Raw genomic sequence first — 14,103 nt, 5'->3', positions numbered from 1 at the left:
ATCAGGCTTCCAGGACGGCCGCCGGCGGAGCCGCGCGCCGCGCGCTCACGGTGATTCCCACCGATGCCGCGATCACCAGCGCGATCGCCAGCCACTGGACGGCGCTGATTCGCTCTCCCAGCAGGACCAGACCCGCGCAGGCCGCCACGGCGGGCTCCAGGCTCATCAGCACGCCGAAGCTCTTCCGGTCCAGGCGGCGCAGGGCGACCATCTCCAGTGAGTAGGGCAGGGCGCTCGACAGCAGCGCCACCGCGAAGCCGGCGATGAGGAGTCCGGGCGCGAGCAGGGCCGGTCCGGCCTCCGCCACGCCGAACGGCGTCACGACGAGGGCCGCCGTCAGCATGCCCAGGGACACGGCCTGGCCGCCGTCGATCCGCCCCGCGCGCTGCCCGAACAGGATGTAGAGCGCCCAGCACAAGGCCGCGCCGAGATCGAGGGCGACGCCGACCGGGTCGAGGCCGTCCGCGCCGGCGATCGGCAGCAGCAGCGCGAGCCCGGCCACCGCCACGCCGATCCACAGGAAATCCGAGCGGCGGCGCGACGCGATCAGCGCGACCGCCAGCGGCCCGACGAATTCGATGGCCACGGCCGGCCCGAGCGGCAGCCGTGCCAGCGCGAGGTAGAACAGGAGGTTCATCAGCCCGAGGGCCGTCCCGTAGAGGGCGATCCAGCCGGCCTCGCGTGCCGGGAGGCTGCGCCGCCAGGGCCGCCAGACGGCGATCAGGATCAGCGCCGAGAAGCCGACCCGGAGGGCCGAGGTCCCCGCCGCGCCCAGCGCTGGGAACAGGCTTTTGGCGAAGGTCGCGCCGCACTGGAGCGACACCATGCCGGTGACCAGCGCCGCCACGGACAGCACCGTATCGCCGAGGCCGAACCTGTTGCGTGACACGGGGGCGACATTCCTGAGGACCGGGATCCGGCGCGGGCATAGCAGATGCCGGGGCCGCCGCGGCCCACGCTCGGCCTCATGGCACACGCCATCCTCGCGCACGGCTCGCCGTCCCGGGCCAGCGGAGCGTCCGCCGGCCCGGCGTCGTCCGTGACCGGCCCTTACAGGATGAAGCGGCTCAGATCCGCGTTCGAGGCCAGATCCTGCACCCGGTCGCGCACGTAGGCCGCGTCGATCGGCACCGTCTCGCCGGACCGATCGGTGGCGGTGAAGGAGATCTCGTCGATCACCCGCTCCAGCACCGTCTGGAGCCGGCGCGCGCCGATATTCTCCACCGAGGAGTTCACCTCCACGGCGACCCGCGCGAGGGCGTCCACGGCGTCGTCGGAGAAGGTGAGGGTGACGCCCTCCGTCTCCATCAGCGCGACCGTCTGCTTGAGAAGGCTCGCCTCGGTGGCGGTCAGGATCTGCTTGAAATCGTCCACCGTCAGCGGCTGCAATTCCACCCGGATCGGCAGGCGGCCCTGCAGTTCGGGGAGGAGGTCCGCCGGCTTCGAGACGTGGAAGGCGCCAGAGGCGATGAACAGCACGTGGTCGGTCTTCACCGGCCCGTGCTTGGTCGCGACGGTCGTCCCCTCGATCAGCGGCAGCAGGTCGCGCTGCACGCCCTCGCGCGAGACGTCGCCGGACGAGCGGCCCTCGCGGGCGCAGATCTTGTCGATCTCGTCGAGGAAGACGATGCCGTTGTTCTCGACCTCGCGGATCGCCTCGCGGACGAGCACCTCGTCGTCGACGAGCTTGTCGGATTCCTCGGCCATCAGCGGCGCGTAGGCGTCCCGCACCAGCACACGGCGCGGCTTGCCACGCTGGCCGCCGAGCGCCTTGCCGAGCATGTCGCCGATGTTGATCGCGCCCATCGAGGCGCCCGGAACGCCGGGAATCTCGAACATCGGCATGCCCGCGGGGGCGCCGGAGGTCAGTTCCAGCTCCACTTCCTTGTCGTCAAGCTCGCTGTTGCGGAGCTTGCGCCGGAAGCTGTCGCGGGTGGCCTGGCTCGCCGTCGGCCCGACGAGCGCGTCGAGGATCCGGTTCTCGGCGGCCGCCTCGGCCTTGGCCTTGACGCCCTCGCGCTTCACCTGCCGCGTCAGGCCGATCGCCACCTCGACGAGGTCGCGGACGATCTGCTCGACGTCGCGGCCGACGTAGCCGACCTCGGTGAATTTGGTGGCCTCGACCTTCAGGAACGGCGCGTTGGCGAGCCGGGCGAGGCGGCGGGCGATCTCGGTCTTGCCGCAGCCGGTCGGCCCGATCATCAGGATGTTCTTGGGCGCGACCTCCTCGCGGAGCGGACCGGTCAGCTGCTGGCGGCGCCATCGGTTGCGCAGCGCGATCGCCACGGCGCGCTTGGCGTCGTGTTGCCCGACGATGAACCGATCGAGTTCGGACACGATCTCGCGGGGAGAGAACGTCGTCACCGCTTTGCCATCCCTGTTCCCGGCCCGAAAACGGCCCCGCGCCGGGAATGGGGTCGCGCGCGGCCCCGCGCAAGGGGCCACGCGTCGGCCGGTCGCCGCCTCAGTGCGCCGCCGGGACCGCCGCGGCGTCGCCCTTGTCGTGCCGGCCGAACCGCTCCACCAGGGTCGCGCTGGCCTCGTTGAGGCCGATGACCGTCACGTCGCGGCCCCGGGCGCGGGCCTTGAGCACCACCCGGTCGAGGGCCGCAATGGCCGAGATGTCCCAGAAATGCGCCGCGTGGACGTCGATCACGAGGCGCTCGACCGGCTCCAGCACGTCGATCGCCTCCGAGAAGGTGCTGGCCGAGGCGAAGAACACTTGCCCGGTGACGGTGTAGGTCCGGGTGCCGCCGTCGGCCGAGAGGGCGGACGTGATCCGGTTGAGCCGGGCGACCTTGCCGGCGAAGAACACGCCGGACAGCAGCACGCCGACCAGCACGCCGATCGCGAGATCCTTGGTGGCGACCACGACCAGGACGGTCGCCAGCATCACCGCTGAGGAGGGCAGCGGGTTGGTGCGCAGCCGCAGCAGCGAGCGCCACGAGAAGGTGTTGATCGAGACCATGATCATCACGGCCGTCAGCGCCGCCACCGGCACGACGGCCAGCAGGTCCTGCAGTGCCACGAGGAGCACCAGCAGGAATGCGCCGGCCACGAGCGTCGAGAGGCGCCCGCGGGCACCCGACGAGACGTTGATCACCGACTGGCCGATCATCGCGCAGCCGCCCATGCCGCCGAACAGGGCCGAGGCCATGTTGGCCACGCCCTGGCCCATGCACTCGCGATTCTTGTCGCTGGCCGTGTCGGTCATGTCGTCGACGATCTGCGCCGTGAGCAGGCTCTCCAGCAGGCCGACCGCGGCGAGCGTCGCCGCGTAGGGCAGGAGGATCCGCAGGGTCTCGAGGGTGAGGGGCACGTCCGGCAGGGCGAAGCTCGGCAGCGTCGAGGGCAGGGCGCCGAGATGGGCGACCGTGCGCACGTCGAGGTGGAAGATCGCGGTGATCGCCGTCAGGACGGCGATGGCCACGAGCGGCGACGGGATCGCGCGGGTGAGCCGCGGGAATCCGTAGATGATCGCCAGACCGAGGGCGATCAGCCCGTAGGTCGCCGGCGTGACCCCGGTGAGCTCGGGCAACTGCGCCAGGAAGATCAGGATCGCCAGCGCGTTGACGAAACCGGTCATCACCGATTGCGAGACGAACCGCATCAGCCGGCCCAGCCTGAGCAACCCGGCCAGGATCTGGATGACGCCCATCAGGATCGTGGCGGCGAAGAGGTACTGGACGCCGTGCTCGCGCACGAGGTCGACCATCACCACCGCGGTGGCGGCGGTGGCGGCCGAGACCATGGCCGGGCGACCGCCGGCGAAGGCGATGGTGCAGGCGATGACGACCGAGGCGTAGAGGCCGACCTTCGGGTCGACCCCAGCGATGACCGAGAAGCCGATGGCCTCTGGGATCAGCGCGAGGGCGACGACGATCCCCGACAGGGTGTCGCCGCGCAGGTTGGAGGTCCACGACCGGAGATATCCGGCGTTCCGGGCTGCGTGTGTTGACATCGATGAATCCGCACGAGCGGCGTGCCCGCGTCGCTGGCGGGTCAGAGCGCGTCTCGAATGCGTGGTCCGGCGGATCGGCGGCCGGAAGAGCCACCCGGGCTTTCACCGGGTCCTTGCGAATGCGCCGACCCTAGGGGCGCGCGCGCTGCAATGCAACAACGTGGCGGGAAACGCTCGGCGACGCCTCCGTCATCGCGGGTCCGGCTCCGCGGTTCTGAAATGACCGGCGCGTCGGTCCGGCCGCCTCAGGCCGCGCGGACCTGGGTCACGAAGCCCGCGACCTCGCCGCCGAGCCCGTTCGAGCGGCGCGCGATGTCGGCGGCGGCGTCGAGGACTTCCGCAGCGCTGGCGCCCGTCTCGCGGGCCGCGCCCAGGACCAGCGCCATCGTGTCCGTGACGGCGCGGGTGCCGCTGGCGGCCTCGGAGACGCTGCGGGCGATCTCCTGGGTCGCCAGCTGCTGCTCCTCGACGGCGGCGGCCACGCCGAGGGCGATCCCGTGGACCTGCTCGATCGTGCCGCCGATCTCCTCGATCGCCGCGACGGCGTCGTGGGTCGCGGTCCGCATCGCGGCGATCTGCCCGGCGATCTCCTCGGTGGCCTTGGCGGTCTGCGTCGCGAGATCCTTCACCTCGGTGGCGACGACCGCGAAGCCGCGCCCGGCCTCGCCGGCCCGCGCCGCCTCGATCGTGGCGTTGAGCGCCAGCAGGTTGGTCTGCCCGGCGATGGTGGAGATGAGGGAGACGACCTGCCCGATCCCGTCGGCGCTGCGGGCGAGGGCCTGGACGCTCGCCCGGGTCCGCCGCGTCGCCTCGACGGCGCTCTCGGCGGCCGTCGAGGTCTGGGTCACCTGGACGCCGATCTCGCTGGCGGTGGCGGCGAGCTCCTCGGTGGCGGCGGCGACGGCCTCGACGTTGTGGGCCGTCGTCTCGGCGGCGCGGGTGACCGCCTGCGACTGCGTGCCGGCGTGCTCAGCGTTGCCCGCCATGGTCGCGGCGGCACGCTCCAGCCCGGCGGCGGCCCCGGCGAGGTGCTCGACGAGTCCGCCGATGCTGCCCTGGAACCGCTCGGCGAGCCCGGCCATCTCGGCGCGCTTGCGCGTCGCCGTGTCGGCCTCCAGCCGCTGGTGCTCGTGCCGCAGGCCCTCGGCCTCCCGCATCGTGTCGCTGAAGACCTGCATGCTCGTCCAGATCGCGCCGATCTCGTCGCGTCCCGGCTTGACGGCGGGCAGGGTGTGGTCGCCGCGCGAGAGGCGTTGGATCGCGTCCGAGACCGCCCGCAGCGGCCGGGCGATCTGCCGCTGACCGATGAGCAGGCCGAGGGCGCAGCAGATCACGGTGCCGATCAGGGCGAGGCCGAGCAGGAGGAGGGTGCGCGTCTCGAACAGGGCCTGGGTGTCGGCCTTGATCGCCGCCATCTCGCCCCGGCCCTGCTTCACCAGGGCGTCGATGCTGGCCTGGAAGGCCTTGCGGTTTGCCCGGTTGGCGTCGTTGAACCCGAGCTCCGCGGCCGCCTTGGGGCCGGTCGTGTCGCCCGCGTCCGCGAGGGCGCTGCGGAGGGCGCGGAACGCGTCGGCGTTGCGCACCATCGTCTCGAAGAGCGGCCGCTCGGCCTCGGTCACCCGCGGTGCCCAGTCGGCCCGCAGCGCGTCCATCTCGGCGAGACCCTTGCGGATCCCGGCGGTGTACTTCGCGGCTTCCGCGCGGTCGGCGGAGGCGTAGACGCCGCGCGAGTCCATGGTGACTTCGGCGGCGAGGCGGTTGAAGTTCGCGGCGTCGAGCGCCCGGATCGACGCGCTCTCGACGCTCGTCAGCGAGCGCTCGAAGCTCTTCAGCGTCGCGACGCTGACCCCTGCTACGACCAGCGTCGTCAGGCTGCAGGCGCCGACGAAGCTCAGGAGTTTTCCGCCGATTTTCATTGCTATCCGACCGTCGAGACGCGATTGGCGTCAAAATGCCGGTTATTCGTCAAGACGTCGTAAACTGAGCTGATCCGGAATTATTTGTCACGCCTCTGAGCAGGGTCCTGATGAAAAAGGGGCGCGGCGGGCGCCGCGCCCGACCCGATCAGGCCGCCCGGACGGTGTCGAGGAAGCGGCTGACCTCCGCAGTCAGGTGCTCGGATTGCCGGGACAGCTCCGAGGCCGCGTCGAGGACCTGGCCGGCGGCGACGCCGGTCTCCTCGGCCGCGCCGGCCACGCCGGAGATGTTGCTCGTGACCTCGCCGGCGCCGACGGCCGCCTGCGCGACGTTGCGGACGATCTCCTGGGTCGCCGCACCCTGTTCCTCGACCGCGGCGGCGATCGAGGTGGCGACGCCGCTGATCTCGCGGATCCGGTCCGTGATGCCGGCGATCGACGTCACCGCCTGCCCGGTCGAGGCCTGGATCTGCGCGATCTGGCCGGAGATCTCGTGCGTCGCCTTGGCAGTCTGCTCGGCCAGGGCCTTCACCTCGGAGGCGACGACCGCGAAGCCCTTGCCGGCGGCCCCGGCGCGGGCCGCCTCGATGGTGGCGTTGAGGGCAAGCAGGTTGGTCTGGCCGGCGATGTTGGAGATCAACCCGACCACGTCGCCGATCCGCGACACGGAATTGCTCAGTTCCTGGACGAGCGCGCCGGTCTGATCGGCGTCGGAGACGGCCCGCTGCGCCAGATGCGCCGAGCCGTCCACCTGCCGGCCGATCTCCTGCACCGACGAGCCGAGTTCCTCGGCCGCGGCCGCGACGGTGTTGACGTTGGAGGCGGCCTCCTCGGCGGCCGCCGCGACCGTGTTCGACTGGCTCGAGGTCTGGGACGCCGTCGCCGACATGGTCCGGGCGGTCGCCTGCAGCTCGGTGGCCGAGGACGAGACCATGCCGACGATGCCGCCGACCGCGCGATCGAAGCTGTCGGCGAGTTCGATCATGGTCCGGCGCCGCTCGGCCGCGGCGGCCGCGTCGGCGATCCGCTTCATCTCGGCCTCCTCCGCGGCCTTCTTGGCGACCATCGCCTTGATCCCGTCCACGGCACGCCCGACCGCGCCGATCTCGTCGCCGCGGGCGGCCTCCTTGATCTCGGCCTCGATCTCGCCGCGGGCCATGCGCTGCAGCACGGCCACGAGGCGGCCGAGGGGGCGGGTCAGCATGGCGAAGACGAGGAAGGCCAGCAGCCCCGCGATGACGACGCTGGCGACGCTGCCGAGCAGGCTCGCGAGGTAGGCGGCGCCGAAGGAGCGCGCCTGCTCGTCGCTTCGGGCGGCGAGGAGGTCGCGCTCCGCTTTCTCGGCCTCGCCGATCTTGGCGCGCAGGGCGTCCATGGACGCCTTGCCGGCGCCGCTCGCCTCGATCTGCCGGGCCTTGTCGAGGTTCCCCGCCTCGACGAGGGCCATCTCCTTGGCGGCGATATCGTTCGACCATGTCTCCGCCGAGCCGCGCACGGCCTCCAGGCGCGCCTGCTGGGCGGCGTTGTCGGCGGTGAGCGACTTGGCGCTCTCCAGCGACACCTTGAAGGACTTCTGGCCGGCGCGGAGCGGCTCCAGAAATTTCGGATCGCCCGCGATCAGGTAGCCGCGCAGGCCCGTCTCCTGATTGACCATCGCCTGCGTGAGGCCGTCGAGGGCGGAGATGACCTGATAGGAGTGCTCCGTGAGATGATTGACGCGCTCGATCGAAGACAGGTGACTGTATCCGATGGCGCTGATCCCCACCGTGACCGCCGCCAGGCTGCCGAATGCGGCAGTCAGCTTCGTTACGATCCGGACATCGTTGATCGAGCGCATTTTCAGTCCCCAGGGCCCCATTCGGGAATTCGGATTTGGTTCCCTGGCGGTTGTGATAAATTATACGCTGTAAATTTTGTCTTACAGCGGGCTGTATCGCCCGGATGAACCCGGTTGAACGGCGGTTGAAAACCTGCTGTCAGCAATCGAGCGTCGGTGATCGTCCCGCGCACTGTTGTCGTCGGCGAGTACAACCTGAGATAAGAGGCGTCGGGCCGGATTTCGTTGCGGCGCTACGATTCGTGCGCGGCTTCGAGGAAGGTTTGCAGGATGCGAAGACCGGCGCCGTAGCGTATTCGCCCGCGGCGCGTTTCGCGCGGAAGCTGTGATGACCCGCGTTCAGCCGGGCAGACCCCGCGCCGATGCGCGTGCGCCCGCGACGGGATCCGGGCGACGCGGGCACACCGTGTGCGATCGAGCGCACGGCGACGGCGGCGGAGCCGGCGAACTCGGCTCCGCCCGGCCCGGTCTCAGGTATCCAGCGCCTCGATGACGAGGTTTCCGTTGGTGTAGACGCAGATCTCGGCGGCGATCGTCATGGCCCGCCGCACGATCGCCTCGGCGTCGAGGTCGCCGTCCTCCAGCGCGCGGGCGGCCGCCAAGGCGTAATTGCCGCCAGACCCGATGGCCATGACGCCGCTCTCGGGCTCCAGCACGTCGCCCGAGCCCGACAGGAGCAGGCTGACCTCGCGGTCGGCGACCAGCATCATCGCCTCGAGCCGGCGCAGGTAGCGGTCCGTCCGCCAATCCTTGGTGAGTTCCACGCAGGCCCGGGTCAGCTGACCGGGATACTGCTCCAGCTTGGCTTCGAGGCGCTCGAACAGCGTGAACGCGTCCGCGGTGGCGCCAGCGAAGCCGCCGATCACCGCGCCCTTGGCGAGGCGCCGGACCTTGCGGGCGTTCCCCTTCACGATGGTCTGGCCGAGGCTGACCTGACCGTCGCCGCCGATGACGACGCGGCCGCCCTTGCGGACCATCAGGATCGTGGTCGCGTGCATCTGGGGGACGGCGCCCCGGTCGTCGTACCTGAATGCGTCCTGGCTCAAGATTCGGCTCCGCTCTCGATCGCGCCGAGATGGGGAGCTTCGCCGGCCGAGTCCAGCCGGTGCCGGTATCGCGCGCCTACTCGGCGACTGCCTCGGGGCTGCGCACCGGGCCGGCATCCTGCAGGATCGACTGCGCGGCGGCCTCGGCCAGGAGCGCGTAGCCGCGGTCGGCCATGTGCAGGCCGTCGGCGGCGAAGAGCTGTTTGGTCGTCAGCTTACCCTCGCGCACCCAGCCGTGCATCAGGTCGGCCCGGCGGATCACCGGCACGTCGAGCTCGTCGCCGATGCTGCGCACCGCGTCGCGGAAGCGCGAGGCGCCCGGCGTGGATTCGAGCTTCGGGCACCATTGCGGCTCCATCAGCACCACGTCGATGCCGGCCTCCCGGATCCGGCGGATCGCCGACACGGTGGCCTCGCGGAAATGGTCGAGCGACACGCCGCGCAGCGGGTCGTTGCTGCCCGTCTGCCAGATAACGAGCTGGGGCTCGGCCGCGATTACGTCGCGGTCGAGGCGCGCCAGCATGTCGTCGACGTGCTCGCCGCCGATGCCGCGGTTGATGACCGCCACGTCCATCCCGTGCAGCTTCTTGCGCAGGTCGATCTGCAGGCGGGCCGGGTAGGCGTTGGCCGGGGTCGACGCGCCCACGCCCTCCGTCGAGGACGACCCGAAGGCGACGATCTTGAGCGGGGCGCCGATGGCGATCTGGCGAGCGACGTGGGGCAGGTCCGGGCTGTCGCCCAGGTCGAAGCCCAGCATGTCCAGGGATTCAGGCAGCAGGTCCGCGTAGGCGAGGACCGCCGTCGGAAGGACCAAGAGGGCGCCCAACAAGCCCAGGCGGCGCAGCATCCTGCGGGCGGGGAAGACAGTGTTCAGCGTCTTGGACACGGGACCGACGGCTCCGGCTCTCGTGAGCGGTAGATACAATCTGACACAGGGCCCTGAAAAGAGCGGTTCCGGGCAGAGTTTGAAAACGCACTGAATTCGTAACGCAAAATTAGGCATGAGTGGGGAGGCGCGCCCTTGCCCGAGGATTCCCGGCAACATCGGCGCGGCGGGTCGACCCCAGCGACGTTGGCGTCGCGGCACCCGCACGCCCGACGCCGAGTCGGCATGAACCATGCAGAACAAACCCCGACGCGTCTCCGAGAGGGCGGCGGAGCGCGCGGTCGGGGCCGCGGCGCGTCCCCCGACCGGCTGCGGGGCTCCGTGAGCCGTCCCATGGTCGACCGCTTGCGCATCGCGATCCTCACGCACTCGACCGACCCGCGCGGCGGCGTGGTCCATGCTCTGGCTCTCGGGGAGGCCCTGGGCAGGCTCGGCCACGAGGCGGTGGTCCACGCGCCCGACCCGACCGGCGGCGGCTTCTTCCGCGCGGCGCAGTGTCCGGTGATCTCGGTCGCGGCCAAGCCGGTCGCGGGACCGGCCGCCGCGCTGGTCGGCGCCCGGATCGCCGACTACCTGGCGCATTTCTCGACGCCCGCCGCCTGCGACTTCGACGTCTTCCACGCCCAGTGCCGGATCAGCGGCAACGCGCTCGCCACCCTGACCCGGCGCCGCCTGATCCCGGGCTTCGTGCGCACGGTCCACCGGATCGACACGTTCACGGATCCGCGGCTCGCGCAGTGGGAGGAGCGGGCGATCCTCGATGCCGGGCGCCTGCTCTGCGTCAGCCGGACCTGGGCGGCGACGCTGGCGGCCGAGTACGGCGCCCGGGCCGACGTGGTCGGCACGGGCGTCGACGGGGCGGCCTTCACGCCCGATCCCGGGCCGGAAGACGACGCGCTCCGCCGCCGCCTCGGCCTCGGCGGCGGCCCGGTCTTCCTCAGCGTCGGCGGCTTCGAGGCGCGCAGGAACACGCTGGCGATCATCGAGGCCTTCGCGGCCCTGCGCCAAACCTGCCCCGACGCGCAGCTGGTCGTGGCCGGCGCCGCGCCGCCTCTCGATCAGGCCGGCTACGAGGCCCGGTGCTGCGCCACGCTCGAGCGCGAGGGGCTCGAGGTCGGGCCCGGGCTGCCGGTGATCCGAACCGGCGCCGTGGCGCAGGCGGACATGCCGGGCCTCTACCGCCTCGCCGACACCCTGGTCTCTCCCTCACTCGCCGAGAGCTACGGTCTGTGCGTTCTCGAGGCGATGGCCTGCGGAACGCCGGTGATCGTGTCGGGCCGGCCGCCCTTCACCGAGTATATCGCCCCCGGCGAAGCCCTGTCGGTGAACCCGGACGACACCGACGCCATTGCGTCGGCCATGCGGGCGAGCCTGGAGCCGAGCCGGCGGGCGCGGCTGCGCAATGCCGGCCGAGAGGTCGCCCGGGCGCATGTCTGGGACGCCTGCGCGGCGCGCCACCTGCCGACCTACGCGGAACTCGCGCCCGGGGACGCGCCGTTGATGGCCGCGGCCACGGGGGCGGCGGCCTGGAACACGCTGCGGGTCCCGCGCGATGCCTGAGATGCGCTTCCATATCCGGTGGCCGGACGGGACCCGCGAGGCCTGCTACTCGCCGTCGCTGGTGATCAAGGACCACCTCGCGGTCGGGCAGGACTACCCGCTCGACGAGTTCGTCGCGCTGACCCGGCTGGCCCTGGGCATCGCCAGCGAGCGCGTCCGCGCCCGCTACGGGTTCCCGTGCGGCCGCGCGCAGGCGCAGCTCGCCCGGATCGAGGAGGGCGCCCGCCGCCAGGAGCCCGGGACCGTCCACGTCGAGGCCTTCGAGGACTGATGAGGGCCCGCGGCATCGCCGTGCGGCGAGGCGACGCGGCGCGGACCAGCGGCGCGCCGGGTTGTCCGCAGGACCCACGGCGCGCGGAGGCCTAGGCGATGATGACCCGGATTGCGGCAGTGCTGGTGCTGGTGCTGGCCGCGTCACCCGCGGCGGCGCAGACGCGGCCGTCTAGCACGGCGATGACCTGTCAGCAGACGATCCGCCTCATCCAGGCGCGCGGAGCGCTCGTCCTCGGGACCGGCGGCATGACCTACGACCGGTTCGTCCGCGACCGCTCGTTCTGCGAGCCCACCGAGATCGCGCGGCGCGCCTTTCGGCCGACCCGCGACAACCCGAGCTGCCTGATCGGGTACACCTGCTACGAGCCCGGACGCGGCGACTGGTTGGGTGTGGACGACTAGCACCGTTCCCGATCGCGCTGCCGCGTTTCTCGAGCGTGGAAGAGGGGGGTGAAGTGCGGGACGCCGGCGCAGCGAGCGCGCCGCGTCAGCCGGCGTCCGGGACCGCCCGACCGGGTTCGAGGGCGACGATCACCCGACGATCCCCGGCCCGGCGGGTGAAGCCCGTGGCGTCGAGGTGCTCCAGCAGCGGGATCGAGAACTTGCGTGAGATTCCCAGGGTCGCACCGGCCTCGCGGGCCAGGAATCCGGTCTCCGCCGTCCGCGCCGTCGGGAAGGCGTCGATCAGGCGGCTCTTGGCGGTGGCCACCGCTTCCCGGTGGAACAGCACGGCGCGGCGCTGCACCCGGTCGACGGCGCGGATCACCGTGCCGGCTCCCACGAGGTAGGTCAGCGCCTCGCGGCGGCGCACGTCCCGGCCGATGGCCTCGGCCTCGTCGGGCGGGCTGAGGCCGGCGCGGCGGAAGACCTGCTCCAGCCGGCGGGCGGCCTCGCTCTCGTTCCGCGCGGGGTCGAACTCGGCCCGCCGCCACAGGGCGCCCGCCTGGGCGACGCCGCCGGCGGCCGCGAGGTCGCGCAGGACCGCGCCGGTCACCGCCTCGGGCAGCGCCAGGGCGCGGGACAGGCGCTCCAGGGCGATGCCGTGCTCCATCGGGTAGTCGCGGTGATGGTGTGCCAGGGCGGCCAGCGTGCCGGTGCGCAGCGCCTCGAAGGCCGCGGCCCCGACGAAGCGGTCGCCGATCGCGCGGGCACCGTCTTCGGAGAGCGCCTGCCGAGCGCGGTCCGGCGCGATACCGGCGATCCGGGCGAGCTCGTTGAGCGGTGCCCCGGCCGCGCCGAGCTGCCCGAGGCGGACCGTGATCGCCTCGGCGGGACCGCCCGCCGCCAGGGCGGCGAGGTCGGCCATGACCCGGGGATCGTGGCGCCGGCGGCGGCGGCTCGCCGGGTCGAGGATCCGGCCGCCCGCCACCGTGACGGAGGGCGAATCGAGCCGCAGCACGAAGGGCTCCCGCGCCGGCACCGCCACCGGTTCGCCGAGGTGGAGCTGCGCCTGGGTACTGGCGCCCGGCTCCAGGGCGTCGCAGTCGAGCAGCCGCAGCCGCGCCTCGACCTCGGTGGTGCCGAAGAGCAGGCGGCAGGCCGTGCCGCCTGCCAGGGCGTCCGGCAGGCTCGCGGCCGCGGTGATCGCCACGTCGAGCCACGGGCTCTGCGCGAGCAGGCCCGGCAGCGACAGCGCCTGCCCACGGGCGATCTGGTCGAGGTCGATGCCGCGCAGGGCGACCGCCGTGCGGCGCCCCGGCTCGGCGCGCTCGACCGCGCGCCCGTGGATCTGCAGGCCGCGCACCGTGGCGGTGCGGCCGCCGGGGGCGATCTCGACGGTGTCGCCGACCGCGAGCGGCCCGCGTCGCAGCGTCCCGGTCACGACGGTGCCGAAGCCCGGCCGGGAGAAGACCCGGTCGACCGGAAGGTAGGGGAAGCCGTCGTCGCGGACCGGTTCCGTCTCCGCCACCAGCGCCGAGAGGGCGGCGGCGAGCTCCGGCAGGCCGTCGCCCGTCACGGTCGAGGTGGCGATGACCGGGCCGGCCTCGATCCCGGCCCGGGCGGCCGCTGCGGCGATCTCGGCGGCGCGCGCGGCCACGGTCTCGCGCGTCGCGAGGTCCGCCTTGGTCAGCGCCAGGACACCGCGGCGGACGCCGATGAGGGCGGCGATCTCGAGATGCTCCACCGTCTGCGGCTTGATGCCCTCGTGGGCGTCGACCGCCAGCAGAACGGCCCGCATGCCGGTGGCGCCGGAGATCATGGCGCGGACGAACCGTTCGTGGCCCGGCAGGTCGACGAGGTCGATCTCGCCCTGCGCGGCGGTCAGCAGCGCGAAGCCCGGCACGATGGACACGCCGCGGGCGCGCTCTTCCTTGAGCCGGTCGGTCTCGACGCCGGTGAGCGCGCGGACGAGCGCCGTCTTGCCGTGATCGACGTGCCCGATCACGCCGACGAGGAGTGTCTTCAAAGCAGCCACCGACCGCATCTTCTCCGCGGTGCCGCCGTCCACAAGGGGCGCACCGCTCGCTCGAAGGGGAATCCGCCGCGCCGGCGCGTCGCGGCGCCGTGTGCGCCTCCGGGCGGTCGGGGCCGGGGCTGCGAGGCAGATGGATTGTGGACAATTTGTCTTGCCACGCCGTGCCGTTTTGGGAAAGCGCGATTTTAACGCAGCGCAGCATCCATCC

The 14,103-nt window shown here is 72.2% G+C and carries 11 protein-coding genes and 1 other annotated feature; of the genes, 3 read left to right on the top strand and 8 right to left on the bottom strand.

The annotated features are described in order from the left end of the window. Position 1 precedes the first annotated feature (1 nt). From ABIC30_RS16640 to ABIC30_RS16610, 7 genes are all read right to left on the bottom strand, one after another. Positions 2 to 889, bottom strand: coding sequence for an EamA family transporter (locus ABIC30_RS16640; protein WP_354455768.1), 888 nt, complete (start codon positions 887 to 889; stop codon positions 2 to 4). Positions 890 to 1,050: 161 nt separating this feature from the next. Then, the gene (gene hslU, locus ABIC30_RS16635; RefSeq protein WP_020094602.1) at positions 1,051 to 2,364 is read right to left on the bottom strand and encodes an ATP-dependent protease ATPase subunit HslU; all 1,314 of its coding nucleotides are present in this window, start codon (positions 2,362 to 2,364) and stop codon (positions 1,051 to 1,053) included. Between the two features lie 100 nt (positions 2,365 to 2,464). Then, positions 2,465 to 3,961: a SulP family inorganic anion transporter gene (locus ABIC30_RS16630; protein WP_020094601.1), complete on the bottom strand. Its 1,497-nt coding sequence runs from the start codon at positions 3,959 to 3,961 to the stop codon at positions 2,465 to 2,467. Positions 3,962 to 4,021: 60 nt separating this feature from the next. Next, positions 4,022 to 4,077 (bottom strand) — a sequence feature (sul1 is cis-regulatory element that is thought to sense ions involved in sulfur or methionine metabolism; They are found in Alphaproteobacteria). 129 nt (positions 4,078 to 4,206) lie between these two features. Next, the gene (locus ABIC30_RS16625) at positions 4,207 to 5,877 is read right to left on the bottom strand and encodes a methyl-accepting chemotaxis protein (protein ID WP_020094600.1); all 1,671 of its coding nucleotides are present in this window, start codon (positions 5,875 to 5,877) and stop codon (positions 4,207 to 4,209) included. 148 nt (positions 5,878 to 6,025) lie between these two features. After that, on the bottom strand, positions 6,026 to 7,714 hold the full coding sequence (locus tag ABIC30_RS16620) for a methyl-accepting chemotaxis protein (RefSeq protein WP_020094599.1): 1,689 nt from the start codon (positions 7,712 to 7,714) through the stop codon (positions 6,026 to 6,028). 470 nt (positions 7,715 to 8,184) lie between these two features. After that, on the bottom strand, positions 8,185 to 8,712 hold the full coding sequence (hslV, locus tag ABIC30_RS16615) for an ATP-dependent protease subunit HslV (RefSeq protein ID WP_020094598.1): 528 nt from the start codon (positions 8,710 to 8,712) through the stop codon (positions 8,185 to 8,187). Between the two features lie 124 nt (positions 8,713 to 8,836). Further along, a complete protein-coding gene (locus ABIC30_RS16610) occupies positions 8,837 to 9,646 on the bottom strand; it encodes an SGNH/GDSL hydrolase family protein (protein ID WP_020094597.1) in 810 nt (269 codons plus the stop codon). Between the two features lie 333 nt (positions 9,647 to 9,979). Here ABIC30_RS16610 and ABIC30_RS16605 point away from each other — a divergent pair, with 333 nt between their 5' ends. From ABIC30_RS16605 to ABIC30_RS16595, 3 genes are all read left to right on the top strand, one after another. Further along, positions 9,980 to 11,206, top strand: a complete 1,227-nt coding sequence (locus ABIC30_RS16605) for an MSMEG_0565 family glycosyltransferase (protein WP_020094596.1) — start codon at positions 9,980 to 9,982, stop codon at positions 11,204 to 11,206. Further along, positions 11,199 to 11,477, top strand: coding sequence for an MSMEG_0570 family nitrogen starvation response protein (locus ABIC30_RS16600; protein WP_026605168.1), 279 nt, complete (start codon positions 11,199 to 11,201; stop codon positions 11,475 to 11,477). Before ABIC30_RS16605 ends, ABIC30_RS16600 begins: the two co-directional genes overlap by 8 nt. A gap of 98 nt (positions 11,478 to 11,575) precedes the next feature. Continuing rightward, the gene (locus tag ABIC30_RS16595; protein ID WP_026605167.1) at positions 11,576 to 11,881 is read left to right on the top strand and encodes a hypothetical protein; all 306 of its coding nucleotides are present in this window, start codon (positions 11,576 to 11,578) and stop codon (positions 11,879 to 11,881) included. A gap of 85 nt (positions 11,882 to 11,966) precedes the next feature. On the opposite strand, the gene selB is transcribed toward ABIC30_RS16595, so the two are convergent. Next, the gene (gene selB / locus ABIC30_RS16590) at positions 11,967 to 13,904 is read right to left on the bottom strand and encodes a selenocysteine-specific translation elongation factor (RefSeq protein ID WP_234082317.1); all 1,938 of its coding nucleotides are present in this window, start codon (positions 13,902 to 13,904) and stop codon (positions 11,967 to 11,969) included. Positions 13,905 to 14,103: the final 199 nt, after the last annotated feature.

It is taken from the genome of Methylobacterium sp. 1030, assembly GCF_040544715.1.
GTDB lineage: Bacteria > Pseudomonadota > Alphaproteobacteria > Rhizobiales > Beijerinckiaceae > Methylobacterium.
Note: the sequence above shows the minus strand (reverse complement) of the source record. Positions and strands in the feature narration are given on the sequence as shown.

What these genes read in the sequence shown, in the direction of transcription:
- ABIC30_RS16625 (WP_020094600.1), bottom strand. Translation starts at nt 5,877, where the DNA reads ATGAAAATCGGCGGAAAACTCCTGAGCTTCGTCGGCGCCTGCAGCCTG.
- ABIC30_RS16595 (WP_026605167.1), top strand. Translation starts at nt 11,576, where the DNA reads ATGATGACCCGGATTGCGGCAGTGCTGGTGCTGGTGCTGGCCGCGTCA.
- selB (WP_234082317.1), bottom strand. Translation starts at nt 13,904, where the DNA reads ATGCGGTCGGTGGCTGCTTTGAAGACACTCCTCGTCGGCGTGATCGGG.
- ABIC30_RS16600 (WP_026605168.1), top strand. Translation starts at nt 11,199, where the DNA reads ATGCCTGAGATGCGCTTCCATATCCGGTGGCCGGACGGGACCCGCGAG.
- ABIC30_RS16620 (WP_020094599.1), bottom strand. Translation starts at nt 7,714, where the DNA reads ATGCGCTCGATCAACGATGTCCGGATCGTAACGAAGCTGACTGCCGCA.
- hslV (WP_020094598.1), bottom strand. Translation starts at nt 8,712, where the DNA reads ATGCACGCGACCACGATCCTGATGGTCCGCAAGGGCGGCCGCGTCGTC.
- ABIC30_RS16630 (WP_020094601.1), bottom strand. Translation starts at nt 3,961, where the DNA reads ATGTCAACACACGCAGCCCGGAACGCCGGATATCTCCGGTCGTGGACC.
- ABIC30_RS16605 (WP_020094596.1), top strand. Translation starts at nt 9,980, where the DNA reads ATGGTCGACCGCTTGCGCATCGCGATCCTCACGCACTCGACCGACCCG.